We start from the raw sequence: 24966 nt of genomic DNA, 5'->3' as shown, positions 1-24966 counted from the left end.
CGAATCGCCGTCGAATCGGAAAACGGCAGGCCGGGTTATCCACAGGCCCGGTGAGGACCGGCCGATCGCGCGATACTGAGGACCGCGTGACCGGGCCGGAGACAGCCGGCCGGGCGCGCAACAGGCTCGGGGGGCCGGACGTCGTGGAGGACAGGGTGCGGGTGGTCATCGCAGAGGATTCAGTGCTGCTCAGAGAGGGCCTGACCCGGTTGCTGACCGACCGCGGGCACGAGGTCGTCGCCGGTGTCGGTGACGGGGAAGCACTGATCAAGACCATCACGGAGCTCGACGCCCAGGGCACGCTTCCGGACGTCGTGGTCGCGGACGTACGGATGCCGCCGACCCACACCGACGAGGGTGTGCGGGCCGCCGTGCAGCTGCGCAAGGCGCATCCGGGACTCGGTGTGCTCGTGCTGTCACAGTATGTGGAGGAGCGCTACGCCACCGAACTGCTGGCCGGTTCCAGCCGGGGGGTCGGATACCTGCTCAAGGACCGGGTCGCCGACGTGCGGGAGTTCGTGGACGCGGTGGTGCGCGTGGCCGAGGGGGGCACGGCGCTCGACCCTGAGGTGGTGGCTCAGTTGCTCGGACGCAGCCGGAAACAGGACGTCCTCGCGGGGCTCACCCCGCGGGAGCGGGAGGTCCTGGGGCTGATGGCCGAGGGGCGGACCAACTCCGCCATCGCCCGGCAGCTGGTGGTGAGCGACGGGGCCGTGGAGAAGCACGTCAGCAACATCTTCCTGAAGCTGGGGCTGTCCCCGAGTGACGGGGATCACCGTCGCGTTCTCGCGGTACTCACCTATCTGAACTCTTAACGACCTGACACCGTGTCAGCCACAACCCGGCGACCGTCGGGCGGGAGAACCACACAGGGAGCGGGGAGCGTCTTCGAGAAAGCGCCGGGGGGCGTGTAAACCATGACAAGTCAGGGTGGCGAACCGTCTCAAAACCGTGTCCATCATGCGAATGGCCCGGGGAAGGCGACCTTTACGGACGTAGGGTTGATCCTGTGGGAGGGCCCGCGGGAAGGCCTGTCCCCGACAGCCGCCTCGAGGGAGGTCCAGTTCAGTGACCAGCCAGGTCAGTAGCCCAGCGGAGCAGGCCGACGAAGCAGTTCTGGGAGAGCAGCGCAAACCGGCGACGGCGAAGGACGTCCGCCGCCTGGATCGAGTGATCATTCGGTTCGCGGGGGACTCGGGTGACGGTATGCAGCTCACCGGTGACCGTTTCACCTCCGAGACAGCGTCCTTCGGCAACGACCTGTCGACGCTGCCGAACTTCCCTGCCGAGATCCGCGCCCCCGCCGGCACCCTCCCCGGTGTCTCCTCCTTCCAGCTGCACTTCGCCGACCACGACATCCTCACGCCGGGCGACGCGCCGAACGTGCTGGTCGCGATGAACCCGGCGGCGCTGGCGGCGAACGTGCAGGACCTGCCGCGCGGCGCGGAGATCATCGTGAACACGGACGAGTTCACGAAGCGGGCCATGCAGAAGGTGGGCTACGTCAGCTCTCCGCTGGAGGACGGGTCGCTGGACGGCTACCACCTGCATCCGGTGCCGCTGACCACGCTGACGGTGGAAGCCCTCAAGGATTTCGACCTGAGCCGCAAGGAGGCCGAGCGCAGCAAGAACATGTTCGCGCTCGGCCTCTTGTCATGGATGTACCACCGGCCCACCGAGGGCACGGAGAAGTTCCTGAAGTCGAAGTTCGCCAAGAAGCCGGACATCGCGGCGGCGAACATCGCGGCGTTCAGAGCGGGGTGGAACTTCGGCGAGACGACCGAGGACTTCGCGGTCTCCTACGAGGTCGCCCCGGCCGCCACGGCCTTCCCCGTCGGCACCTACCGGAACATCTCCGGGAACCTGGCCCTGTCGTACGGCCTGGTGGCGGCCTCCCGGCAGGCGGATCTACCGCTGTTCCTGGGCTCGTACCCGATCACCCCGGCCTCCGACATCCTGCACGAGCTCAGCAAGCACAAGAACTTCGGTGTGCGGACCTTCCAGGCCGAGGACGAGATCGCCGGGATCGGGGCGGCGCTCGGCGCGGCCTTCGGCGGCTCGCTCGCGGTGACGACGACCTCCGGGCCCGGGGTGGCGCTCAAGAGCGAGACCATCGGGCTGGCCGTCTCGCTGGAGTTGCCGCTGCTGGTGGTGGACATCCAGCGCGGCGGGCCCTCGACCGGTCTGCCGACCAAGACCGAGCAGGCCGACCTGCTGCAGGCCATGTTCGGGCGCAACGGCGAGGCGCCGGTGCCGGTCGTCGCGCCGTGCACGCCCGCCGACTGCTTCGACGCGGCGCTGGAGGCGGCGCGGATCGCGCTGACGTACCGGACGCCGGTCTTCCTGCTCTCCGACGGTTATCTGGCCAACGGCAGCGAGCCCTGGCGGATCCCCGAGCTGGACGAACTCCCCGATCTGCGGGTGCAGTTCGCGCAGGGCCCGAACCACACCCTGGAGGACGGCTCGGAAGCCTTCTGGCCGTACAAGAGGGATCCCGAGACGCTCGCCCGGCCCTGGGCCGTCCCCGGCACCCCGGGGCTCGAGCACCGCATCGGCGGCATCGAGAAGGAGGACGGCACGGGCAACATCTCCTACGCCCCCGCCAACCACGACTTCATGGTGCGCATCCGGCAGGCGAAGATCGACGGCATCGACGTGCCGGACCTCGAGGTCGACGATCCGCACGACGCCAGGACCCTGGTGCTGGGCTGGGGTTCGACCTACGGCCCGATCACCGCGGCCGTCCGCCGACTGCGCACCGCCGGACACGGGATCGCGCAGGCCCACCTGCGGCATCTCAACCCGTTCCCGAAGAATCTCGGTGACGTGCTCAAGCGGTACGACCGCGTCGTCGTCCCCGAGATGAACCTCGGTCAGCTCGCCACGCTGATCCGGGCGAAGTACCTGGTGGACGCCCAGTCGTACAACCAGGTCAACGGCATGCCCTTCAAGGCCGAGCAGCTCGCAACGGCTCTCAAGGAGGCCATCGATGGCTGAGACGTCCAGGGAAGGCACGGGCACGATCGAGGCACTCTCGCTCGTTCCCAAGGCCGAGGCCAGGCAGTCCCTGAAGGACTTCAAGTCCGATCAGGAAGTGCGCTGGTGCCCCGGGTGCGGTGACTACGCGATCCTGGCCGCGGTGCAGGGCTTCATGCCCGAGCTGGGCCTGGCGCGGGAGAACATCGTGTTCGTCTCGGGGATCGGCTGCTCCTCGCGCTTCCCGTACTACATGAACACGTACGGCATGCACTCCATCCACGGCCGCGCGCCCGCGATCGCGACGGGCCTCGCGGCCAGTCGGCGGGACCTGAGCGTGTGGGTGGTGACCGGGGACGGCGACGCGCTGTCCATCGGCGGCAACCACCTGATCCACGCCCTGCGCCGCAATGTAAACCTCAAGATCCTGCTGTTCAACAACCGGATCTACGGTCTGACCAAGGGCCAGTACAGCCCGACCAGCGAGGTCGGGAAGATCACCAAGTCGACGCCGATGGGTTCGCTCGACGCGCCCTTCAACCCGGTGTCGCTGGCGATCGGCGCGGAGGCGTCGTTCGTGGCCCGGACCGTCGACTCCGACCGCAAGCACCTCACCGAGGTGCTGCGCCAGGCGGCCGCCCACCCCGGCACCGCACTGGTGGAGATCTACCAGAACTGCAACATCTTCAACGACGGCGCCTTCGACGTCCTGAAGGACAAGCAGCAGGCCCAGGAGGCGGTCATCCGCCTGGAACACGGCGAGCCGATCCGTTTCGGCACCGACGGTGTGCGGGGCGTGGTCCGGGACCGGGCGACGGGTGATCTGAAGGTGGTGACGGTGACGCCGGAGAACGAAGCGGAGATCCTGGTCCACGACGCCCACAGCGCCTCGCCGACCACGGCCTTCGCCCTTTCCCGGCTCGCCGACCCCGACACCCTCCACCACACCCCGATCGGCGTGCTCCGCAGCGTGGAACGTCCCGTCTACGACACGCAGATGGCCGACCAGCTGGACGCGGCCATCGAGCAGAACGGCAAGGGCGACCTGGCCGCGCTGCTGGCGGGCGGCGACACCTGGACGGTCGTCGGCTGACCGACCCGGCCGAACCGCCGCCGGACAGCAGGGCCCGGGTACCGCAGGGTGCCCGGGCCTTTTCCGGCTCAGCCCCGCACCTTCAGCCCCGCAACTTCAGTCCCGCCCCTTCAGCCCCGCCCCTTCAGGCCCGCACCTTCAGGCCCGCCCCTTCTCCGCGTCGTACCGCTCGCGGGCCTCGCTGACCTCCCCCATCCGCCGCACCGTCCACTCGGCGAGTCCCCGCACCTGTTCCGCCGCCTCGCGGCCGACGTCGGTCAGGGAGTAGTCGACGCGCGGGGGGATCACCGGCTTGGCATCGCGGTGGATCATGCCGTCGCGTTCCAGAGTCTGGAGGGTCTGGGTCAGCATCTTCTCGCTGACCGGCCGGACCTCACCGATCGCCCGGCGCAGTTCGCTGAAGCGGTGGGGCCGCTCCAGCAGGTGGATCAGGACCAGGACGCCCCAGCGGCTCGTCACATGCTCGAGCACCAGGCGATACGGGCACATGGCCTCAGTACTTACTGTCACGCCAGTACCTTACTTCAAAGTGTGTACTTTCAAATAGTTAGCGCTCCTTCTAGGGTCGATCGCACATCACCCCACAAGGAGTCCCGAATCATGAGCATCGTCGTCACCGGAGCCACCGGACACCTCGGCCGCCACGTCGTGGAGCAGCTGCTGGACAAGGTTCCCGCCGACCGGATCACCGCCGTCGTCCGCACCCCGGAGAAGGCGGCGGACCTCGCCGCGAAGGGCGTCCGGATCGCCGTGGCCGACTACAACGCGCCCGAGACCTTCGACGGCCTGTTCGCCGCGGGCGACAAGGTGCTGCTGGTCTCCGGCAACGAGTTCGACAAGGGCCGGGTCGCCCAGCACCGGGTCGTCATCGAGGCCGCGAAGGCCGCCGATGTCGCCCTGCTCGCCTACACCAGCGCCCCGGGCGGCCTGACGGCCGCGCTCGCCGACGACCACCGCGGCACCGAGGAGGCCCTCACCGATTCCGGCGTGCCCTACGTCCTGCTGCGCAACGGCTGGTACCACGAGAACTACACCGAGAACCTCGCCCCCGTGCTGGAGCACGGCGCCGTCGTGGCCGCCGCCGGCGAGGGCCGGGTCTCCTCCGCCGCGCGCGCCGACTACGCCGCTGCCGCCGTCGCCGTACTGACCGGCCAGGGGCACGAGAACACGACGTACGAGCTGGGCGGCGACGAGGCGTGGAGCTTCGCCGAGTACGCGGCCGAGCTCAGCCGGCAGACCGGCCGGGAGATCGCCTACAACGCCGTCTCCGGTGAGGTCATGAAGGGCATCCTCGGCGGCACCGGGATGCCGGCGCCGTTCGCCGACATCCTCGTCGGGGTGGACGCCGCGATAGCGGAGGGCCAGCTGGTCGTCTCCTCCGGCGACCTGTCCCGGCTCACCGGCCGTCCGACCACGCCGTTCGCCGAGGCCATCACCGCCGGGCTCAAGAGCTGACACCCCCGGGCAGGAGGGCTGACACGCCCGCATGGAAAAGCTGAGGCCCCCAGTGCCCCGGCGGCCGTCGCCTGTCATGACCGTATGGCGATACGGGCATGACAGGCGAGGGTGATCGGCGCTACCGTCGTCGGGGCGAGGACGACCAGAAGGAGGGCCCGTGAGCAGGAAGCCGAAGGGCGAGCGGCACATAGGTCTGCTGAACGGCTTCGCCGCTTACGGGATGTGGGGGCTGTTCCCCCTGTTCTTCCCGCTGCTCAAGCCCGCCGAGCCGGTCGAGGTGCTGGCCCACCGGATGGTGTGGTCCCTCGTCGCGGTCGCGCTGGCCCTGCTGGTGCTGCGGCGCTGGAGGTGGGCCGGTGAGCTGCTGCGCCAGCCGCGCAGGCTCGCGCTCATCGCCGTCGCCTCGGCCGTCATCGCGGTCAACTGGGGCGTCTACATCTGGGCCGTGAACAACGACCGGGTCGTCGAGGCCTCGCTCGGCTACTTCATCAACCCGTTGGTCACCATCGCGATGGGCGTGCTGCTGCTGAAGGAGCGGCTGCGTCCCGTGCAGTGGGCGGCGGTCGGGATCGGCTTCGCCGCGGTTCTGGTGCTCACCATCGGCTACGGCCGGCCGCCGTGGATCTCGCTCGTCCTCGCCTTCTCCTTCGCCACCTACGGCCTGGTGAAGAAGAAGGTCAATCTCAGCGGCCTGGAGTCGCTGGCCGCCGAGACCGCCATCCAGTTCCTGCCGGCGCTGGCCTTCCTGGTGTGGCTGTCGGCCGACGGCGGCTCCACGTTCACCAGCGAGGGTCCGGGGCACGCGGCGCTCCTCGCGACCACCGGCCTGGTCACCGCGCTGCCGTTGGTCTGCTTCGGGGCGGCGGCCATCCGCGTGCCGCTGTCCACCCTGGGGCTGCTGCAGTACCTGGCGCCCGTCTTCCAGTTCCTGCTCGGCATCCTCTACTTCCGCGAGGCCATGCCCGCCGAGCGCTGGGCCGGGTTCGCACTCGTGTGGCTGGCGCTGACGCTGCTGACCGCCGACGCCTGGCGCTCCGCGCGCCGGTCCGCCCGGGCGCCGAAGGCCGATATCAGCAACCCCAGCGCCACCATCGCGACCGGCACCACCAGTGCCGTGCGGAACGCGGACAGCGTCTCCCCGGGTCCCGATCCGGTGGACGCCAGGCCGTAGACGGCCGTCACCGCGGAGATGCCGATCGCCGAGCCGAACTGGGTGGCGGTGGTCAGCAGCCCGCTCGCCAGGCCCTGCTCCCGTTCGGCGACCCCGTCCGTCGCCGCGATCGTCAGCGGGCCGTAGGCCAGCGCGAACGCCAGGCCCGCGACGAACAGCGTGGGCAGCATGGCGGCGTACGGCCAGTCCGGGCCCACCGGCAGGAACAGCGCGTAGGCGACGACGGCCAGCGCGAAGCCGCCGACGATCACGCGGGTGTTGCCGTACCGGGCGACCAGCCGGGGCGTCAGGGTGGGCGCCAGGATCATGTCGCAGCCCATGATCACGAGGGCGAGCGCGGTCTGCAGCGAGGACCAGCCGCGCAGTTCCTGGAGGTAGAGCGTCACCACGAACTGGAAGCCGAAGAAGGCGCCGACGAAGAGCAGCGCCCCGAGGTCGGCGCGGACGACGGATCCCACCCGCAGGATGCCCAGCCGGACCAGCGGGTCGGCGGTGCGGCGCTCCACGGCCACGAAGGCGGCGGCCAGCAGCACCGCCGCGAGGGCCGCGGCCGAGGTCAGCGGCAGGTCCTTGAGACCGTGTTCCAGGCGTACGACGGTGTAGGCGGCCAGCAGCATGGCGCCGGCGGCGAGGATCGCGCCGGGCAGGTCGAAGCTCCGTCCGCGGGTGCGCGGACCGTCCTGCCGGGGCACCAGACGCACCGCCGCGAGCAGCAGGGCGGCGGTCAGCAGCACCGGCGCGAAGAAGACCCACCGCCAGCCGAGCTCGGTGAGCAGCCCGCCGGCCACCAGGCCGAAGGAAAAGCCTCCGGCGGCGGTACCGGCGAAGATCAGCAGGGCCTTGTTGCGCCGGGGGCCCTCCTCGTACGACGTGGTGATCAGCGAGAGCGCGGCCGGGGTCATGAAGGCGGCGGCGACGCCGGTGACGAAGCGGGCAAGGATCAGCATCCAGCCCTCGGTGGCGAACCCGCCGAGGCCGGAGAAGCAGAGGAAGACGGTGAGCCACAGCAGGAACATCCGGCGCCGGCCCAGCAGGTCGGCGGCCCGGCCGCCGAGCAGGGTGAAACCGGCGTAGCCGAGGACGTAGGCACTCATGACCCAGGCCGCGGTGCCGGTCGTGAGCCCCAGATCGGCTCTGATCGTCGGGATCGCGACGGCCATCATGGCGACGTCGATGCCCTCCAGGAAGATCGTTCCGCAGAGGACGAACAGCAGCGCCCAGGCGCGGGTGCCCATAGGAACACTCCATGAATAGGGGGGAGTTGCGCGAACGAGGGTCGGTTCCCTCTTGTAACCAACCCCACCCTGCGGCACCATCGGCAGACATGGAAGAAGGCACTTCGAAGTCACCGAGTAACTGCGCGAGCACCGTGGACTACGGCGACGCGGACCCCTTCCAGTGGGACACCCGCGAGGACTGCCAGGTGCGGCAGATCCTGGACCGGGTCGCCGACAAGTGGTCGCTGCTCGTCATCGCCCTGCTGGAGAACCGGCGGCTGCGCTTCACCGAGCTGCGGCGCGAGATCGACGGGGTCAGCCAGCGGATGCTGACCGTCACCCTGCGGCATCTCGAACGGGACGGGCTGGTGAAGCGGACCGTGCATCCGGTGGTGCCGCCTCGGGTGGAGTACGAACTGACGCCGCTGGGCGGGACCTTGCACGCGACGATCCAGTCGCTGGTGAACTGGACGGAGCAGCATCAGCGGGAGATCGCGGAGGCGCGGGAGGCGTACGACAAGAAGGAAGCCGCGGCCATCTAGGACAGTTCCGGACCTGATGGGCGGCTATAAGTGACCCATGACACAGATTCCTGATTCCGCGTCAGCACCCGCGCCCCTGCACTGGAAGCTCGTCGTCGACTGCGCGAGCCCGCAGGCACAGGCCGACTTCTGGGCCGCCGCGCTGCACTACGAGGTCGAGGACAACAACGCGCTCATCGAACGGCTGCTAGAACTCGGCGCGCTGCCCCGCGAGGCCACTGTCGAGTTCCATGCCCGTCTCACCTTCCGGGACCTGGTCGCCGTACGGCATCCCGAGGACCCCTTCAGCCCGGACACCGGGACCGGGCTCGGGCGGCGGCTGCTGTTCCAGCGGGTGCCGGAGGAGAAGACCGTCAAGAACCGGCTCCACCTCGACCTGCACGCGCCCGAGGGGCAGCGGGAGGCGGAGGTCGAGCGGCTGAAGACGCTGGGCGCGAGTGTGCTGCGGGAGGTGAAGGAGCCCTCCGGTCAGTGGGTCGTGATGGCGGATCCGGAGGGGAACGAGTTCTGCGTGCAGTGAGCCGCCGGGGGTGACCGTTCGGCCGGGTCCCCCTACTGGTTGCGGGCTCGCTGCGTGAGGCGGCCCATGCGGGTGCGGGCCGCGTCCAGCTTCTCGGGTTCGTCGGCGGCCGGGCCGGGTGCCGCCGCGAGAGCGGCCCAGAGGCTGATCAGGTCGTGGCCGAGGCGCAGGCCCTGCTCGGGGTCGCGTACGGCTCGCCAGGCGGTCGCCGCGCTCAGGACGTTGCCGTAGGCGGCCTCGGCGTCCTGGGTACGGTGGTGTATCCGGGCGAGTTCCAGGGAGAGGGCGAAGGCCTGCGCCGGTTCGCCCGCCAAGTAGGCGATGTACGCGGTCAGTTCGCGCAGCTGGAGCACCTCGGGGTGCTCGGCACCCAGGGACTGCGCGGCCTGCGCCACGGTCCGCTGCGCGAGCTCCGCCGCCTCCTGGGTGCGCCCGGCCCGGACGGCCTCGTTGATCCTGGTCACCGGTTCCGCGAGGAGGGTGGCGGTGGGGGGCTCGTCCCCGAGGACGGCTTCGGCGACGGCGTCGAAGCCGCGGGGCGGGGCCGGGGGTTTGGGACCCGGATCCACTCCGGGGTCGAAGGCCGGGTCCGGGGCCGCCTTGCGGGAGGGGTGCGGCGCCGGTGCGGCGGAGACCGGGGGCGGGGTGTTGCGCACCGGCGCGTCGGTCACTGGCGCGTTCCTCGTCGGCGCGTCCCTGCGAGGCTCACCCGTCACCGGCACGTTGCTGACCGGCGCGTCCATCACCGGCGGTGGGCCGAACTCGCCCGTCGGCGGGGCGACCGTGCCGGGCCTGGCGTCCTGTGCCGCCCGCAGCGGGAACGTCGGAGCAGGCTCCCGGGCAGCCCGCGGCGGCGCAGGCGGACGCGGTACGGCGGACTCCGCTCCCGGTGCCGTGTCCACCGGCTCCCCCGTCAGCGCGCTCGACCCGTCCAGGTTCACCTGGAGCGGCACCGCGTACCCGATCCGGTCGTCCCGGATCGTCGCCCGCACCGGGTTCCCCGTGGCGAGGGCGATCCGGTGCAGGCGGGTCAGGACGGTCTGCTGGATCTCCTCGCCCGGAACCGCCGCGACCGGCACACCGCCGACCGACGCGCCCGACCCGCCGTCCCCCGGCACACGGACCTCGATGGGGGCCGCCGTAGCACCCCCGGAAGCCCCAGGCGTGCCGGACGCCGCGGAATCCCCCGCATCCACCGCCCGCTCCTCCCCCTGTTCCCGCTTCTTCGCGCGGCTGAGTCGAGACATCGGTTCCTCACTCCCTGGCAGCACCTACCGTCGAGTCTCTCCGCAGGTCCCCGCCGCACACGTCACCGGGTCGTCACAGCCTCGTTCCAGGACTCGCCCGGCCATCGCCGGCGTGACGAGGGGCGCGCGCGGGCAGGCGCACCGACGTGCGACAGGGACCGGAAATCTGGATCCGCGGGCCGGTGGCCGTACCTCAAGCACCACCGCCGCCCGCCCCGCCCGCCGGGGTCACCCCCCGGCGCTACTCCTGGGTCGGCACCCACGGCGGCGCCGGCGTCACCACCCTGGCGTCCGTCTACGGCGGCCACGACTGCGGGCGCGACTGGCCCGGGCCCGGCGCTCCCCCCTCCGTCCTGCTGGTGGGCCGTACGCATGCCGCCGGTCTCGACGCCGTACTGCGCGCGCTGGACGCCTTCCGGTCCGGATCGGCGCCACCCGGGCTCGACCTGGACGCGGTCGTGCTCGTCGCCGACGCGCCTGGCCGGCTGCCGCGTCCGCTCGCCCAGCGGGTGAAGGCGATCGAGGAGGTCATCGACGTGTACCGGGTGCCCTGGGTGCCGGACTGGCGGCTCGGCGAGACCGCCGGGAGGCCGCCCCGGGAGACCGAGGCGCTGGGCCATCTGACCGGCATCGGGCGACGGTAGCGGGCGGAGTCCGGATAATCCCCCTCGACAACTTCTTGCGTACGCATATAATGCAGATGCAGTTTGTTCGCGCACGCCGACCATTCGCCTCCTGGGGGACCCATGACCCGCCGTTTTCTGTTCGTCCTGGGCAGCAGCCGCGACGACGGCAACACCGAGACGCTCGCCCGCCGCGCCGCCGAACAGTTGCCCGAGGACGTCGAGCAGCAGTGGATCGATCTCGCCGCGCACCCGCTGCCGGACTTCGTGGACCTGCGCCACGACAGCGACCGCGTCCGCCCCACCGAGGGCCCCGAGGCACTGCTGCTCGACGCCACGCTCGCGGCGACGGACATCGTGATCGTCTCCCCGCTGTACTGGTACTCCGTGTCCGCCCACACCAAGCGCTACCTCGACTACTGGGCCGGCTGGCTGCGCACTCCCGGCCTGGACTTCAAGCCGACGCTGGCCGGGCGCACCCTCTGGGGCGTCACCGTGCTCGCCGAGCAGGAGCAGGTGGTCGCCGACCCGCTGATCGGCACGCTCAACAACTCGGCCGCGTACATGGGCATGCGCTTCGGCGGAGTGCTGCTCGGCAACGGCAGCAAGCCCGGTGACGTACTCCATGACGCCGACGCGCTGACCCGAGCCAAGACCTTCTTCCAGGGGGAGACCCCGCTCGCGCGGTTCCCCCACGAGAGCTGAGCCCGGCCCGCTCCCGGCACGCTCAGGCGGTGATGTCCTTCGTCGTGAACCGCGCCCAGGCCGCCGAGCCGAACACCGCCGCGTACAGGGCCTGGAGGCCGAGGTTCTTGACCAGGTCGTCCCAGTAGACCGGCTCGCGCATCAGGTCGGCGAAGGACAGCCAGTAGTGGGAGAAGAAGTACGGCTGGAGCGCGTCCAGCTGGGGGATCTGGTCGAGGATCTGGACCGTGATCAGCAGGCCCACGATCGTGGCCATCGCCGCGATGCCGCTGTTGGTCAGGGTGGAGAGGAACAGGCCGAGCGCCGCGAGCCCGGTCAGGGACGCGGCGACGACCAGCGCGATCAGCAGCGCGCGGCCGAGTCCCTCGCCGAACCCGATCCGGGTGCCGGAGATGGTGGTCAGGTCCCCCAGCGGGAAGAGCAGCGCGCCCACCGCCAGCGCCGAGACCGCGACCACGAGCGTGGCCAGCAGACAGAAGGCCATCGTGGTCGCGAACTTGGTGAGCAGCAGCCGGGTGCGGCCCGCGGGGGCGACCAGCAGATAGCGCAGGGTGCCCGCGTTCGCCTCGCCGGCGATGGCGTCGCCCGCGACCACACCGACGGCCATCGGCAGGAAGAACGGCAGCGTCGCGGCGAGCGCGGTGAACACCAGGAACAGACCGTTGTTGGTGATCTGCGCGATGAACGCGGGGCCTTCGCCACCGCCGCCGGCCGAACCGCCGTCACCGGTCTCGATCTTCACGGCGATTCCGACCAGGACCGGCACGGCCGCGAGGACACCCAGCAGGGCGAGGGTGCGCCAGCGGCGCAGGGTCGTGCGCACCTCGTTGCGCAGCAGCCCGAGCGTCCACACCGCACGGGCCGGGCCGGTGGGTTCAGCCTGCGACATCGAAGCCCTCTCCCGTCAGTGCCACGAACGCGTCCTCCAGGGAGGCCCGTTCGACCCCGAAGCCGCGGACGCGGACGCCCGCGGTCACCAGAGCGGCGTTGAGCTCCGCCGGGTCACGGTCGGGCGGCTCGGCCGTCACCCGGTCCCCGGCGACCACGACATCGCTCGCGCCCTGTTCCTTCAGCACCCGGGCGGCGTCCGCGGTGTCGGGGGTGGTGACCAGGAGCCTGCCGCGCACTCCGGCCGCGAGGTCGCCGACCGCGCCCTGGGTGATGAGCCGGCCCCGGGCCATCACGGCCGCGTGCGTGCACACCTGCTCGATCTCGTCGAGGAGGTGGGAGGAGAGGAAGACGGTGGTGCCGTCGGAGGCCAACTCCCGTATCAGCGAGCGGATCTCGCGCATGCCCTGCGGGTCGAGGCCGTTGGTCGGCTCGTCCAGCACCAGCAGGCGGCGCGGCTGGAGCAGCGCGGCGGCCAGGCCGAGCCGCTGCTTCATGCCGAGCGAGTACGCCCTGGCCTTCTTGGCCGCGGCGGCCGTCAGGCCCACCCGGTCCAGTGCCGCCGCGACGCGCTCGCGCCGGGTGCGCGGATCGGCGGCCGGGTCGGCGGCGTCGTAGCGCAGGAGGTTGTCGCGGCCGGAGAGGAAGCCGTAGAGGGCGGGGCCCTCGATCAGGGCGCCCACGTGCGGCAGGACGGAGCGGGTGGCGCGGGGCATGGGGCGGCCGAGGACCCGGGCCGTGCCGGAGGTGGGTTCGATGAGGCCCATCAGCATCCGGATGGTGGTGGTCTTGCCGGAGCCGTTGGGGCCGAGGAAGCCGAAGACGCTGCCCGCCGGGACGGTCAGGTCGAGACCGTCCACGGCGAGCTGTCCGCCGCGGTAGCGCTTGGTGAGCCCGCGGGTGACGATCACGCCGTCACCCTGCTCCGGTGCCGGCTCCGCGGCGGACGTGTCGGTCATGGGCGCCTTACTGCCCGGCGTTCGCGGCCTTCACCAGCGCGTCCTTGGTGACCGCGCCGACGTAGACCGTGCCGTCGTCGGTGATCAGGGCGTTGATCAGGCGGGTCTTGAAGACCGTGCCCTCGCCGAACTCGCCCTTGACCTTGTCGCCGAGGGAGTCCATGAAGCCGCCGAGGTCACCGCCGACCTCGGAGCCGGAGGGGATGCCCTCGCCGCCGGTGTCGAGGACCGCGATGGAGTTCCAGCCCTCGCCGATGACCTCCGGCTCGCCCTCCGGCTCCAGCCCGGGCGCCTCGGAGTGCTTCTCCCGCTCCTCCGCGGGCGCCTCCAGCGCGCCCTCCTCGGTGACCTTCGCGCCCTTGGGCGGGGTGAAGTCGAAGGTGGAGGCGGCCGGCTTGGCGAAGCTGACGTCGGTGAAGCCCGCGTCCAGCACGGCGGCGCCGCCGCTCGACGGGGTGAGCGTGAACTTCAGCGGCATACCGGTCTTCGCGTCGACGGCCACGGTGATGGCGCCGACCGTGGTGCCGGACTGCTTGGGCTTGATGAGCAGCCGGTAGGCGTCCCGGCCCGCGACCTGCGCGGTGCCGTCGACGGTGACGGAGGTGGTGTCGTCGACCGACTTCAGGGCCTCCTCGGTGAGGCCCTTGGGCGTGGCCGGGACCTCCTTGTCCGGCTCGGCGCCGGCGGGGGCGGTGCTGTGGAAGACCTCGTTGGAGGAGCTGTCGTAGCCCCAGACGTCCTTGCCGTTGTGGATGAGGCTGTACTCCGAGGCGTTCTCCAGCAGCGACAGCTTCTGCCGGTCCGGGCCGTCGGCGGCGACCCGCAGGGTGTGCGTGCCGGACACCAGCTGGGTGAGCTTGGCCGACGGGTCGGCGGACGAACCGTCCCCGGACTCCATCGCCCCGGACGCCAGCGAGCTCTCCAGGCCGCCGAGGTCGGGCAGCCCCAGATCGGTGCTGACCCGCACGGTCCCGGACAGCTGCTGTACGTCGGACTCGGCGATCTTCTCGATGAGTTGCTGTGCGCTGATCTCCGGCAGGTCGGGGTCGCCGGAGTCGGCGAGGGCGGGGACGAGACCGATGGTCGCCGCCGCCACGCCCACCACCGCGACCGGAACGACGTAGCGCGCCGCCTTGCGCCGTCCCGAGCGCAGGTCGTCGGCCTCGTTCGCGGTCGTGCTGTCGTCGGATTCGTACGGTGCCATGTCTGACTTACCTCCGTCGTCGGCGGCGGCCTGCCAACTCCCGTGCGTCCAGCCCGTAGCCGCCATTCTCACCCGAATCGGTGAGGAGTGGTGTTTTCCGTTGTCACCATCTGACCAAATCGGCCGCCGCGAAGCGTCAGACCCCGGGATCAACTCCGTGTACACCTGCGGTATGACACAGGAGGGCGGCGCCTCCCCCGACCCGTAGGGGTCGGACGGGAAGACGCCGCCGGTTCGCTCGTGCCCGGGAGGGGGCGGGGCCGCTAACCCGCGCGGTGCACCACCGCGTCGCACAGCTCCATCAGCGCGGCCTTGGCGTCGCACTCGGGCAGCGGCGCCAGCGAGGCCCGCGCGTCCTGCGCGTACCGCACGGTGTCCCGGCGGGCCTGCTCCAGGGCCGGGTGCGCCCGCAGCGCGGCCAGCGCCTCGGCATGGCGCACGTCGTCGGTCAGGTCGGAGTCCAGCAGCTCGCACAGCGCGATGTCCTCCGCGAGGCCCAGCCGCTCCGCCCGCTCCCGCAGCCGCAGCACGGGCAGCGTCGCGATCCCCTCCCGGAGGTCCGTCCCCGGCGTCTTGCCGGACTCGCGGGAGTCGGAGGCGATGTCCAGGACGTCGTCGGCCAGCTGGAACGCGACCCCCAGCCGCTCGCCGTACTGGGTGAGCACGTCCACCACCGTCTCGTCGGCGCCGGACATCATCGCGCCGAAGCGGCACGACACCGCGACCAGCGAGCCGGTCTTCCCGGCCAGCACGTCGAGGTAGTGCTCGACCGGGTCGCGCCCGTCCTGCGGTCCCGCCGTCTCCAGGATCTGACCGGTGACCAGCCGCTCGAACGCCTCGGCCTGCACCCGGACGGCCTCCGGGCCGAGGTCGGCGAGGATGTGGGAGGCGCGGGCGAAGAGGAAGTCGCCGGTGAGGACCGCGACCGAGTTCCCCCAGCGGGCGTTGGCGCTGGGCACCCCGCGCCTGACCTCGGCCTCGTCCATCACGTCGTCGTGGTACAGCGTCGCCAGGTGGGTCAGCTCCACCACCACGGCCGACGGCACGATCCCCGGCGCGTAGGGGTCCCCGAACTGTGCGCTGAGCATCACGAGCAAGGGCCTGAACCGCTTGCCGCCCGCGCGCACCAGATGCTGGGCCGCCCCCGTGATCAGGGGGACCTCGCTCTTGGTGGCCTCGAGCAGTCCCTCCTCGACAGCCGTCAATCCGGCCTGGACATCGGCTTCCAGAGCCTGGTCCCGCACGCTCAGCCCGAACGGCCCGACGACGGTCACGAGGGGTCTCCTGTCTGCTGGTGTCTACTGGCGATTACACGGTTTGTCGATAGGTCGCTGCCTTCACTCAAGTCAGCGTATCCGGTCACGTTTCGATCACCGCTGCCGCCCACCCGTCCACGACGGGCGGTATCGGATCACGACGGCTATGTTTTTGATCACCTGATAAGAACGGATATCGACCGACTTACGTGGAAGCGGTGGAGCGTGTCTCGAACCGCGGTGGACGGCCGCCCGCCCCTGGAGCCCGCGCGATGAGCCCGCACATCCGTATGCCCTCCCCCTACGAGACGACGCACGAGGATCTCCGTATCCCTGTCGCGGACGGAACCATGCTGTACGCCCGGGTGTGGCGCCCGCTGACCGACGAGCCCGTGCCGGCGCTCCTGGAGTACCTGCCGCACCGGCTGACCGACGGGACGGCCCCGCGCGACTTCCAGCGCCACCCCTGGTACGCCGGTCACGGCTACGCCTCCGTGCGGGTGGACGTCCGCGGGCACGGCAACAGCGAGGGGCTGCCGGCGGACGCGTACGCGGCGACGGAGCTGGCCGACGGGGTCGAGGTGGTGCACTGGCTGGCGGCCCAGTCCTGGTGCGACGGCAAGGTCGGCATGTTCGGCCTCTCCTGGGGCGGCTGCAACTCCCTCCGGATCGCGGCCCTCGCACCCGAGCCGCTCAAGGCGATCGTGACGGTCTGCGCCACCGACGACCGCTATGACAACGACGCGCACTACACGGGAGGTTCCGTCCTCGCGGCCGGGATGCACGCCCGGGCCGCCACCCTGCTCGCCCACGCCGCCCGGCCACCCGACCCGCGGTACGCCGGGGACGCCTGGCAGGACATGTGGCTGAGGCGCCTGGAGGCCCTGGAACCGTTCCTGCATACCTGGCTGGCCCACCAGACCCGGGACGACTTCTGGCGCCAGGGCGGCATCCGGGAGGACTACGGCACCATCGGCGCCGCCGTCCTGGCGGTGGGCGGCTGGCACGACCCGCACCGCGACACCGTGCTGCGCCTCGTCGAACGCCTGCCCGCCGACCGTGTCCGCGGCCTGATCGGCCCCTGGTCCGCCCAGTACCCCGACCGCGGCCTCCCGGGACCGGCGATCGGCTTCCTCCGGGAGACCCTGCGCTGGTGGGACCACTGGCTGAAGGACGCCCCCACGGGCGCGCTGGAGGAGCCCCTCCTGCGGGCCTACGTCACCGACTCGCACCCGCCCGCCACGGCCCACGGCACCCTGCCGGGCCGCTGGGTCGGCGAGCCCGCCTGGCCCTCTCCGAACATCACCGATGTGACGTACGCCCTCCAGGGCGCCCCCGTCGTCGTACGGTCGCCGATGCACACCGGCGTGGACGCCGGCCGTTTCTTCCCGGTCGGGAACGAGGCCGACCTGCCGCCGGACCAGCGGGAGGAGGACGCCCGCTCGGCCTGCTTCGAGTTCGCGGTGGGCGAGGAGACCTGGGTGCTGGGGCGGCCGAGGGTGCGGCTGCGGCTGACCTCGGAGGTGTCGCGCGGGCAGGTCGTCGCCCGGCTGTGCGACGTCGCCCCCGACGGCTCCTCCACCCTCGTCACCCGGGGCGTGCTGAACCTCTCCGCGCGCCTCGGCCGGGACCGGGCGGTGCCGTGGGAGCCGGGTGCCACGCGCGACGTGGCGCTCCCGCTGAACGGCATCGGGTACGCCTTCCCGGCCGGGCACCGCATCCGGCTCGCGGTGTCGTCGGCGTACTGGCCGTGGGTGTGGCCGCAGGCGGAGTCGGGGGCGGGATTCACGCTGGATCCGGCGGGGAGCTTCCTGGAGGTGCCGGTACGCGCGCGGGGTGACTCCGCCGGGGCCGGCGGCGGTCTCGGGGAGCCCGAGCCGGCCGAGCCGCTGGGGGCGAACCAGCCGGTCACGCTGGACGAGCCGCGCCCGGAGCGGCTGGTCGTCCGGGACGTGGCCAAGGGGGAGTGGCGCCTGGAGGTCGATCCCCGGTACGGCGGCACGCGCGTGTACCCCGACGGCCTGGAGTGCACCGAGGACGCGCTGGAGACGTACACGATCCGGGAGGCGGACCCGCTGTCCGCCCGCACCCGCTCGGACTGGTCGATCCGGCTGCACCGGCCGGACCTGGCGTGGGACACGACGGTGCGGACCCGCTCGGAGCTCACCTGTGACGCGGAGGACTTCGTCGCCGCGAACGAGGTGATGTGCACGGCCGGCGGCGAGGTGGTCTTCCACCGGACGTGGGAGAAACGGATTCCGCGAACGGCTGGCTGATAAAGCCCTCTTGGGGCGATTGCCCGATTTGATGCGTCTTGCGATCACGCGTGATGTGACTCACCCCCGCCGGGTCACAGGCATCTCACAGACTCACCCGACACCCTTTGCCCGCGGGTCAGTTGAGCCTTGGCACCCGCAAAGGTGCACCCGCCACGCACCCTTCGAGTGAAGATCAAAACCCTGGATATGTGAATCCGCTACTTGTTTCGGACATGTGCTCTCGCATACGTTCCCGGCCTGTCGGGCGGACGCCGAATCCTGCCGCCGTCCGGCTCCACCGAGATTCTTCGTACGGCAGGAGCGGGGGACCCAGGTAAGTCGCCGGGTCGGCATGTCTTCGGACGCGCCGGTACGGCTCGGGGTGAAGTCGCGTGCCCTTCACGGTGCGCGGCCGGGCAGCTCCCGCCCGAACCCGACAGCTCACCTCGCAGGCGCCGGAGAGGAACTTCGTCATGCCTGCTGCCGCTCAGCACCGCACCGCCCGTACCGCCGGTACCACCCGCACCGGCCGCGTCGCCCGCAAGCTCGCCGTCCTCGGCACCGGAGCCGCCGTACTGGCGCTCCCGCTCATCGGCGCGACCACCGCCTCCGCGGCCACCCCGACCGTCACCACCGCCGCCTCCCTGGGCTACGCCAACAACCTGGACGGCTGGATCCGCGCGTCCCTCCAGGTCATGGCCCAGCACGGGATCCCCGGCAGCTACGACGGCATCTACCGCAACATCATCCGGGAGTCCTCGGGCAACCAGTACGCGATCAACAACTGGGACTCCAACGCCGCCGCCGGCACCCCCTCCAAGGGCCTGCTCCAGGTGATCGACCCGACCTTCCAGGCGTACCACGTGGCCGGCACCTCCTTCGACCCCTACGACCCGGTCGCGAACATCACCGCCGCCTGCAACTACGCGGCCCAGCGCTACGGCTCGATCGACAACGTCTTCGGCGCGTACTGACCGGGCCGACTGACCGGGCCGCTACCGGAAGAGTCCTTCGAGGACGACGGCGATGCCGTCGTCCTCGTTCGACAGCGTGATCTCGTCGGCAACCGCCTTGAGTTCGGGGTGGGCGTTGGCCATCGCCACACCGCGGGCCGCCCAGTCGAACATCGGGATGTCGTTGGGCATGTCACCGAAGGCGATCGTCCGCTCCGGGCCGAGACCCAGGTGGTCCGCGGCCAGGGCGAGGCCGGTCGCCTTGGTGATGCCGCATGGCTGAAGTTCGACGGTCCCGGGCCCCGACATGGTGACCGTCGCCAGCGAACCCACCACCGAACGCGCCGTCGCCGCCAACTGGTCGTCGGACAGCTCGGGATGGCGCAGCAGCACCTTGCTGATCGGCTCGCACCACAGGTCCTCGCGTCGGCCGACGCGCACCGCGGGCAGGGTGGGGTGCGGCATCAGGTACCCGGGCTCGATCAGCGTGAGCCCGTCGACGCCGTCCTGGTCGACCGCCGCGTACACCTGCCCCACCTCGGCCTCGATCTTGCCGAGCGCGGTCTCGGCCAGCTCCTGGTCCAGGGTGACGGACCAGAGCAGACGGTCCGCGCCGGCGTCGTACACCTGCGCGCCCTGCCCGCACACCGCGAGCCCCTCGCTGCCCAGGTCGTCCAGGAGCGGCCGCACCCTGGGCGCCGGCCGGCCGGTCACCACCAGGTGCCGGGCCCCCGCCGCCGCCACCCGCGCGAGTACGGCGAGCGACCGGTCGGAGAGCGTGTCGTCGCCTCGCAGGAGGGTCCCGTCCAGGTCGGTGGCGATGAGCGAATATGCGATGGGTGCGGCCATGATCAGAGAATACGGACAGGACGCCCCCACGACTCAGCGCGAACCGGACGACCCCGGCGTCCTCCCGCGCCCCACGCGCCCCCTCCAACTCCCTTGTTCTCCGCCGCTTCTGGTGCATTGAGGGCACTGCCGTGACACAGGGGGGCGAAGGGCAGCACGAGCCGGAGCGCGGACGTCGCGAGGGCGCCGGCGGCGGGCCGAGGGCGCGCCGGGAAATGATCGTCCCGCTCCTTGTGCACTGCCCAAGACGGCTGCCCCACCCGTAACGTGTGCGGCGACGACACGGACCCGTGGCACGCACGAGAGTGAGGCAGCACCCATGCCCCCCTTTGATGTCCCCGAGGGCGACCCCTTCGGCCCGCACAACCTTCCGTACGGTGTCTTCTCCCTCCCGGGCGAGGACAGCGCGCGCCGGGTCGGTGTACGGCTCGGCGATCACGTCCTCGACGCGGGCGCCGCGGCCCTGGCCCTGGGTTCCCCCTACGCCTCCCTGCTCGCCCGGCCCACGCTGAATCCGCTGCTGGCGGCGGGCCGCACCGCCTGGTCGGACGTGCGCCGCGCGCTGACCGCCTGGGTCACGGTGCCGTCCCACCGGGAGACCATCGAGCCGCTGTTCCACCCGCTCTCCTCGGTGACCCTGCACCTGCCCTTCGAGGTCGCGGACTACGTGGACTTCTACGCCTCCGAGAACCACGCCCGCAACGTCGGCCGGATGTTCCGCCCGGACGCCCCGGACTCCCTCACCCCGAACTGGAAGCACCTGCCGATCGGCTACCACGGCCGCTCGGGCACGGTCGTGGTCTCGGGCACGGACGTCCAGCGGCCGTCGGGCCAGCGCAAGGCACCGGCCGACGCGGCGCCCGTCTTCGGCCCGTCCGTCCGCCTGGACATCGAGGCCGAGGTGGGCTTCGTGGTCGGCGTGCCGTCGGCGATGGGCAGCCCGGTCGCCCTCGGTGACTTCCGGGAGCACGTCTTCGGACTGTGCCTGCTCAACGACTGGTCCGCGCGCGACATCCAGGCCTGGGAGTACGTCCCGCTCGGCCCCTTCCTCGGCAAGTCCTTCGCGACGTCGGTGTCGGCCTGGATCACCCCGCTGGACGCGCTGGACGAGGCCCGGGTGGCCCCTCCGGAGCGCACCCACGACCTGCTTCCCTACCTGGACGACGCGGCCGAGGAACCCGGCGGCTACGACCTGCGCATCTCGGTCTCCCTCAACGGTCAGGTCATCTCCGAACCCCCCTTCTCGACGATGTACTGGACGGCCGCCCAGCAGCTGGCCCACATGACGGTCAACGGCGCCTCCCTGCGCACCGGCGACCTCTACGGTTCCGGCACGGTCAGCGGACCGGCGGAACGCGAACGCGGCTCCCTGCTGGAGCTCACCTGGAACGGCCGGGACGTCCTGGAGCTCCCCGACGGCAAGCGGACCTTCCTGGAGGACGGCGACGTGGTGACGCTGTCGGCGTGGGCGCCGGGGGCGGACGGGGCGCGGGTGGGGCTCGGCGAGGTCACCGGGCGCGTGGTGGCCGGCGGCGGGGCCTGATCCCACCGGCTGCCGAACGGCCCGCACCCTTGCGGGGGTTGACGCTCGTGGCCGGCTCCCCTCGGGTCGCACGGTTCGCCGGCCGCCGATGTCTGCCGCGTGCCGCCCGTCGCCGTCATACTGGGCGGCGGACGGTGCGCGCGGGACACGCTCTCGCACCGCCCGCGCACCGCCCGCCCCGCAGCCGCCCCAGTCCCGACCAGGATCCGGAGCCCGTGGCATGACCGTCTGCCTGCTCCTGCTGAGCGCCGTCGCTCTGACTGCCGCCGTGCCGGTACCGCGTTCCCTGACCCGGGCCATGTGGCCGGAGCGGGAGCCGGTGGTCGCGCTGTGGGTGTGGCAGTGCCTGGTCGCGACCGTGCTGCTGTGCTGTCTGACGGCCCTCGTCCTGGGCGCCGCCGCCGTCTTCCACACGGTCCGCGACCATGTCTTCGCGCCCGCGCCGCCCGCGGTGACCGCGGCGTACGACCTCTCCACGGCGCCGGTCTGGGCGACGGCCTTCACGCTGCTGCTGGCCTGCGGCGCCGCCTGGACGGCGGCGATGCTGACCCGTGAGCTGGTCGAGGCCCGGCGCAGCCGCGGCCAGGCCAGGGCCCACCTGCGCGAACGCGCCCCGGACCTGCCCGCCGGTCTCCCCGCCGCGCGCGGCCCCCTGCTGGTGCTGGAGGAGGAGTATCCGGACGCCTGGTGGATGCCCGGCCATCCGCCCCAGCTGATCGTCACCACCGGCGCCCTGCGCCGCCTCACCGACCACCAGCTGGACGCCGTTCTCACCCATGAACGCGGCCACGCCCGGGCCCGCCACGACTGGCTGCTGCACCTCTCCACCGCACTGGCCACCGGCTTCCCCCGCATCCCCCTGTTCGCCCACTTCTGCGACCAGACCCACCGTCTGGTCGAGCTGGCCGCCGACGACACCGCGTCCCGGCGCTGCGGCCACCTGACCACGGCGCTGGCCCTGATCGAGCTCAACCAGCACCGAGGCGTCCTGTCCTGCGCCTCCAGCCACCGCCTGCTGGGCGAGCGCGTGGACCGGCTGCTGGAACCCCAGCCGCGCCTGGACCGCCGCCACCGGGTCCTGACGACCACCGCGGCGGCGCTGGTGCCCCTGCTCCCGCTGCTGATCGTCTTCGGCCCGGGGCTGACGGCGCTGGCATAGCCCGCACAGGCGGGCCCGCTCCCGGCCGGTCCCTGACTCCCGGTCGTCCGGCTTTGGACCGGCCCCTCACTCCCAGTCTTCGGCCTCCGGGCCGCCCTTCACTCCAGTCGTCCGGCTTTGGGCCGGCCCCTGACTCCCGGTCATCCGGCTCCTCGCCGACCCCTCACCTCCAGCCATCCGGCTCCGGACCGGCCCCTCACCCCCAGCCATCCAGCTCCGGACCGGCCCCTCACTCCCAGTCGTCCGGCTCCGGCTCGGCGTCCATCTCGGGCCAGTGATCCTCCTCGGACCGGGAAACGGACCCGGACGTGGCGCCGGACGCCGACAGGGACTTGGCGCCGGACGCCGACTCGGACTCGGCCGCATCGCCGCCCGGCCCGCCCAGCCCGGCCAGCACCCCGATCACGCCCTCCCCGTAGGTCGCCAGCTTCTTCTCCCCCACTCCGCCGATGCCGCCCAGCTCCCGCACCGACGAGGGCCAGACCGTGACGATCTCCCGGAGCGTCGCATCGTGGAAGATCACGTACGCCGGAACTCCCTGCTCCCGGGCCTGCTCGGCCCGCCAGGCCCGCAGCGCCTCGAAGGCGGGCACCAGCCGCTCCGGCAACTCCACCACGGCGGCCTTGGCCTTCCGCTCCCCCTTGCCGGCCGACGCCGACCGCGCGGTCACCGGCTTCTTCGGCTCCTTGCGCAGCGGCACCTCCCGCTCCCGCCGCAGCACCGCCCCGCTGTCCTCGGTGAGCACGAGCGTGCCGTACTCCCCTTCGACGGCCAGCAGGCCCTGGGCCAGCAACTGCCGGATGACGCCCCGCCATTCGCCCTCGCTCAGCTCTGCCCCGATCCCGAAGACGGAGAGCTGGTCGTGGTCGAACTGGATCACCTTGGCCGTGCGCTTGCCCAGCAGGATGTCGACGATCTGCACCGCCCCGAACTTCTGCCCCCGCTCCCGCTGCAGCCGCACCACGGTCGACAGCACCTTCTGCGCCGCGACGGTCCCGTCCCAGGTCTCGGGCGGCGTCAGGCAGGTGTCGCAGTTGCCGCAGCCGGAGGAATCCGGGTCCTGGCCGAAGTAGGCGAGCAGTTGACCCCGCCGGCACTGGACCGTCTCGCACAGGGCGAGCATCGCCTCCAGGTGCGCCTCCGCCCGCCTGCGGAACGCCTCGTCGCCCTCCCCCGACTGGATCATCTTCCGCTGCTGGATGACGTCATTGAGTCCGTACGCCATCCACGCCGTGGACGGCAGCCGGTCCCGGCCCGCGCGGCCCGTCTCCTGGTAGTAGCCCTCGACCGACTTCGGCAGGTCCAGGTGCGCGACGAACCGGACGTCCGGCTTGTCGATGCCCATGCCGAACGCGATCGTCGCCACCACGACGAGCCCGTCCTCCCGCAGGAACCGGGACTGGTGCGCCGCGCGAGTCCCCGCGTCGAGTCCCGCGTGGTAGGGCACCGCCTCGACGCCGTTGCGGCTGAGGAACTCGGCGGTCTTCTCGACGGAGTTGCGCGAGAGGCAGTACACGATGCCCGCGTCCCCGGCGTGCTCCTCGCGCAGGAAGGTCAGCAGCTGCTTCTTGGGGTCGGCCTTCGGCACGATCCGGTACTGGATGTTGGGCCGGTCGAAGCTCGCCACGAAGTGGCGGGCCGTCGGCATGTTCAGCCGCTCGGTGATCTCCTGGTGCGTCGCGTGGGTGGCGGTCGCCGTGAGCGCGATCCGCGGGACGTCCGGCCAGCGCTCGCCGAGCAGGGACAGCGACAGATAGTCGGGCCGGAAGTCATGGCCCCACTGGGACACGCAGTGCGCCTCGTCGATCGCGAACACCGCGATCTTGCCGCGGGAGAGCAGATCCAGCGTGGAGTCGAGCCGCAGCCGCTCCGGGGCGAGGTACAGCAGGTCCAGCTCCCCGGCGAGGAACTCGGCCTCCATCACCCGGCGCTCGTCGAAGTCCTGCGTGGAGTTGATGAACCCGGCCCGCACGCCGAGCGCCCGCAACGCGTCCACCTGGTCCTGCATCAGGGCGATCAGCGGCGAGACCACGATGCCCGTACCGGGTCTGACCAGGGACGGGATCTGGTAGCACAGCGACTTGCCGCCACCGGTCGGCATGAGGACGACGGCATCACCGCCGGCCACCACATGCTCGATGACCGCTCCCTGTTCGCCCCGGAAGGCCTCGTACCCGAAGACCCTATGGAGCGTGGCCAGCGCCTCGCTCTCGGCTACCGCTGTCATGACACCGATCCCGCCCGTCCCGCCCATCGCCGTGCCCCCGTACGTCGCTTCTCGACCACTGCGTCCACGATAGGCGTCCGCACCGACAGCGCCGGAGTTATCCACAGGCTGCCCAGGA

Annotated in this window: 21 protein-coding genes, 1 pseudogene and 1 riboswitch; of the genes and pseudogenes, 13 read left to right on the top strand and 9 right to left on the bottom strand. The window is 71.6% G+C overall.

Features of this window, described 5'->3' with window-relative positions:
- Positions 1-143: 143 nt before the first annotated feature.
- The 3 genes from M8H82_RS03710 to M8H82_RS03700 all read left to right on the top strand — a co-directional run bounded on the left by M8H82_RS03710 (position 144) and on the right by M8H82_RS03700 (position 4069).
- Entirely contained in the window at positions 144-815 is a 672-nt protein-coding gene (locus tag M8H82_RS03710) for a response regulator transcription factor (RefSeq protein ID WP_250071136.1), read from the top strand.
- Between the two features lie 253 nt (positions 816-1068).
- Positions 1069-2997 (top strand): 2-oxoacid:acceptor oxidoreductase subunit alpha, encoded by a 1929-nt coding sequence (locus M8H82_RS03705; RefSeq protein ID WP_250070904.1) that lies wholly within the window; start codon positions 1069-1071, stop codon positions 2995-2997.
- A complete protein-coding gene (locus M8H82_RS03700; protein ID WP_250070903.1) occupies positions 2990-4069 on the top strand; it encodes a 2-oxoacid:ferredoxin oxidoreductase subunit beta in 1080 nt (359 codons plus the stop codon). Before M8H82_RS03705 ends, M8H82_RS03700 begins: the two co-directional genes overlap by 8 nt.
- A 138-nt stretch (positions 4070-4207) precedes the next feature.
- Here M8H82_RS03700 and M8H82_RS03695 read toward each other — a convergent pair whose 3' ends face one another.
- Positions 4208-4558, bottom strand: coding sequence for a helix-turn-helix domain-containing protein (locus M8H82_RS03695; RefSeq protein ID WP_250071135.1), 351 nt, complete (start codon positions 4556-4558; stop codon positions 4208-4210).
- 111 nt (positions 4559-4669) lie between these two features.
- Between M8H82_RS03695 and M8H82_RS03690 the strand changes: the two genes are divergently transcribed.
- Both M8H82_RS03690 and rarD read left to right on the top strand, forming a co-directional pair.
- Positions 4670-5524: an SDR family oxidoreductase gene (locus M8H82_RS03690; protein WP_250070902.1), complete on the top strand. Its 855-nt coding sequence runs from the start codon at positions 4670-4672 to the stop codon at positions 5522-5524.
- Positions 5525-5747: 223 nt separating this feature from the next.
- Positions 5748-6698, top strand: coding sequence for an EamA family transporter RarD (gene rarD / locus M8H82_RS03685; RefSeq protein WP_374211623.1), 951 nt, complete (start codon positions 5748-5750; stop codon positions 6696-6698).
- A 32-nt stretch (positions 6699-6730) separates the two neighbouring features.
- Here the strand turns inward: rarD and M8H82_RS03680 are convergent.
- Positions 6731-7933 (bottom strand): annotated as a pseudogene (locus tag M8H82_RS03680) (MFS transporter); the annotation flags it as partial.
- Between the two features lie 89 nt (positions 7934-8022).
- On the opposite strand from M8H82_RS03680, the gene M8H82_RS03675 reads away from it, so the two are divergent.
- Together M8H82_RS03675 and M8H82_RS03670 are read left to right on the top strand one after the other, a co-directional pair.
- Complete coding sequence (locus M8H82_RS03675) at positions 8023-8457, top strand: helix-turn-helix domain-containing protein (RefSeq protein WP_250070900.1); 435 nt, start codon at positions 8023-8025, stop codon at positions 8455-8457.
- A 37-nt stretch (positions 8458-8494) separates the two neighbouring features.
- Positions 8495-8977, top strand: coding sequence for a VOC family protein (locus M8H82_RS03670; RefSeq protein WP_250070899.1), 483 nt, complete (start codon positions 8495-8497; stop codon positions 8975-8977).
- Positions 8978-9009: 32 nt separating this feature from the next.
- On the opposite strand, the gene M8H82_RS03665 is transcribed toward M8H82_RS03670, so the two are convergent.
- Entirely contained in the window at positions 9010-10224 is a 1215-nt protein-coding gene (locus M8H82_RS03665; protein ID WP_250070898.1) for a tetratricopeptide repeat protein, read from the bottom strand.
- Positions 10225-10370: 146 nt separating this feature from the next.
- Here M8H82_RS03665 and M8H82_RS03660 point away from each other — a divergent pair, with 146 nt between their 5' ends.
- A complete protein-coding gene (locus M8H82_RS03660) occupies positions 10371-10868 on the top strand; it encodes a DUF6668 family protein (protein ID WP_250070897.1) in 498 nt (165 codons plus the stop codon).
- Positions 10869-10970: 102 nt separating this feature from the next.
- Entirely contained in the window at positions 10971-11552 is a 582-nt protein-coding gene (locus M8H82_RS03655; protein ID WP_250070896.1) for a flavodoxin family protein, read from the top strand.
- A 22-nt stretch (positions 11553-11574) separates the two neighbouring features.
- Here M8H82_RS03655 and M8H82_RS03650 read toward each other — a convergent pair whose 3' ends face one another.
- From M8H82_RS03650 to M8H82_RS03635, 4 genes are all read right to left on the bottom strand, one after another.
- Entirely contained in the window at positions 11575-12441 is an 867-nt protein-coding gene (locus M8H82_RS03650) for an ABC transporter permease (RefSeq protein WP_250070895.1), read from the bottom strand.
- On the bottom strand, positions 12428-13399 hold the full coding sequence (locus tag M8H82_RS03645) for an ABC transporter ATP-binding protein (protein ID WP_250070894.1): 972 nt from the start codon (positions 13397-13399) through the stop codon (positions 12428-12430). Before M8H82_RS03645 ends, M8H82_RS03650 begins: the two co-directional genes overlap by 14 nt.
- A gap of 7 nt (positions 13400-13406) precedes the next feature.
- The gene (locus tag M8H82_RS03640; RefSeq protein ID WP_250070893.1) at positions 13407-14603 is read right to left on the bottom strand and encodes a DUF2092 domain-containing protein; all 1197 of its coding nucleotides are present in this window, start codon (positions 14601-14603) and stop codon (positions 13407-13409) included.
- A 263-nt stretch (positions 14604-14866) separates the two neighbouring features.
- Positions 14867-15877 (bottom strand): polyprenyl synthetase family protein, encoded by a 1011-nt coding sequence (locus tag M8H82_RS03635; protein ID WP_250070892.1) that lies wholly within the window; start codon positions 15875-15877, stop codon positions 14867-14869.
- Positions 15878-16131: 254 nt separating this feature from the next.
- On the opposite strand from M8H82_RS03635, the gene M8H82_RS03630 reads away from it, so the two are divergent.
- Positions 16132-18135 (top strand): CocE/NonD family hydrolase, encoded by a 2004-nt coding sequence (locus tag M8H82_RS03630; protein WP_250070891.1) that lies wholly within the window; start codon positions 16132-16134, stop codon positions 18133-18135.
- A gap of 242 nt (positions 18136-18377) precedes the next feature.
- Positions 18378-18585: riboswitch (cyclic di-AMP (ydaO/yuaA leader) on the top strand.
- 5 nt (positions 18586-18590) lie between these two features.
- Entirely contained in the window at positions 18591-19091 is a 501-nt protein-coding gene (locus M8H82_RS03625) for a transglycosylase SLT domain-containing protein (RefSeq protein ID WP_250070890.1), read from the top strand.
- 21 nt (positions 19092-19112) lie between these two features.
- On the opposite strand, the gene M8H82_RS03620 is transcribed toward M8H82_RS03625, so the two are convergent.
- A complete protein-coding gene (locus M8H82_RS03620) occupies positions 19113-19919 on the bottom strand; it encodes an HAD family hydrolase (protein WP_250070889.1) in 807 nt (268 codons plus the stop codon).
- A gap of 319 nt (positions 19920-20238) precedes the next feature.
- On the opposite strand from M8H82_RS03620, the gene fahA reads away from it, so the two are divergent.
- Both fahA and M8H82_RS03610 read left to right on the top strand, forming a co-directional pair.
- A complete protein-coding gene (gene fahA / locus M8H82_RS03615) occupies positions 20239-21462 on the top strand; it encodes a fumarylacetoacetase (protein ID WP_250070888.1) in 1224 nt (407 codons plus the stop codon).
- A gap of 220 nt (positions 21463-21682) precedes the next feature.
- Positions 21683-22621, top strand: coding sequence for a M56 family metallopeptidase (locus tag M8H82_RS03610; RefSeq protein ID WP_250070887.1), 939 nt, complete (start codon positions 21683-21685; stop codon positions 22619-22621).
- A gap of 229 nt (positions 22622-22850) precedes the next feature.
- Here the strand turns inward: M8H82_RS03610 and recQ are convergent, their stop codons facing one another.
- Complete coding sequence (gene recQ / locus M8H82_RS03605) at positions 22851-24875, bottom strand: DNA helicase RecQ (RefSeq protein ID WP_250070886.1); 2025 nt, start codon at positions 24873-24875, stop codon at positions 22851-22853.
- Positions 24876-24966: the final 91 nt, after the last annotated feature.

The sequence above is a fragment of the Streptomyces sp. YS415 genome (assembly GCF_023544665.1).
Lineage (GTDB): Bacteria > Actinomycetota > Actinomycetes > Streptomycetales > Streptomycetaceae > Streptomyces.
This window is presented reverse-complemented; position numbering and strand designations above follow the sequence as displayed.

Excerpts from the sequence above, each read along its gene's own strand:
- M8H82_RS03665 (WP_250070898.1), bottom strand. The coding sequence starts at position 10,224 with ATGTCTCGACTCAGCCGCGCGAAGAAGCGGGAACAGGGGGAGGAGCGG.
- M8H82_RS03700 (WP_250070903.1), top strand. The coding sequence starts at position 2,990 with ATGGCTGAGACGTCCAGGGAAGGCACGGGCACGATCGAGGCACTCTCG.
- M8H82_RS03690 (WP_250070902.1), top strand. The coding sequence starts at position 4,670 with ATGAGCATCGTCGTCACCGGAGCCACCGGACACCTCGGCCGCCACGTC.
- rarD (WP_374211623.1), top strand. The coding sequence starts at position 5,748 with ATGTGGGGGCTGTTCCCCCTGTTCTTCCCGCTGCTCAAGCCCGCCGAG.
- M8H82_RS03640 (WP_250070893.1), bottom strand. The coding sequence starts at position 14,603 with ATGGCACCGTACGAATCCGACGACAGCACGACCGCGAACGAGGCCGAC.
- M8H82_RS03670 (WP_250070899.1), top strand. The coding sequence starts at position 8,495 with ATGACACAGATTCCTGATTCCGCGTCAGCACCCGCGCCCCTGCACTGG.
- M8H82_RS03655 (WP_250070896.1), top strand. The coding sequence starts at position 10,971 with ATGACCCGCCGTTTTCTGTTCGTCCTGGGCAGCAGCCGCGACGACGGC.
- M8H82_RS03610 (WP_250070887.1), top strand. The coding sequence starts at position 21,683 with ATGACCGTCTGCCTGCTCCTGCTGAGCGCCGTCGCTCTGACTGCCGCC.
- M8H82_RS03625 (WP_250070890.1), top strand. The coding sequence starts at position 18,591 with ATGCCTGCTGCCGCTCAGCACCGCACCGCCCGTACCGCCGGTACCACC.
- recQ (WP_250070886.1), bottom strand. The coding sequence starts at position 24,875 with ATGGGCGGGACGGGCGGGATCGGTGTCATGACAGCGGTAGCCGAGAGC.
- M8H82_RS03675 (WP_250070900.1), top strand. The coding sequence starts at position 8,023 with ATGGAAGAAGGCACTTCGAAGTCACCGAGTAACTGCGCGAGCACCGTG.
- M8H82_RS03630 (WP_250070891.1), top strand. The coding sequence starts at position 16,132 with ATGAGCCCGCACATCCGTATGCCCTCCCCCTACGAGACGACGCACGAG.
- M8H82_RS03620 (WP_250070889.1), bottom strand. The coding sequence starts at position 19,919 with ATGGCCGCACCCATCGCATATTCGCTCATCGCCACCGACCTGGACGGG.
- M8H82_RS03645 (WP_250070894.1), bottom strand. The coding sequence starts at position 13,399 with ATGACCGACACGTCCGCCGCGGAGCCGGCACCGGAGCAGGGTGACGGC.
- M8H82_RS03650 (WP_250070895.1), bottom strand. The coding sequence starts at position 12,441 with ATGTCGCAGGCTGAACCCACCGGCCCGGCCCGTGCGGTGTGGACGCTC.
- fahA (WP_250070888.1), top strand. The coding sequence starts at position 20,239 with ATGCCCCCCTTTGATGTCCCCGAGGGCGACCCCTTCGGCCCGCACAAC.
- M8H82_RS03695 (WP_250071135.1), bottom strand. The coding sequence starts at position 4,558 with ATGTGCCCGTATCGCCTGGTGCTCGAGCATGTGACGAGCCGCTGGGGC.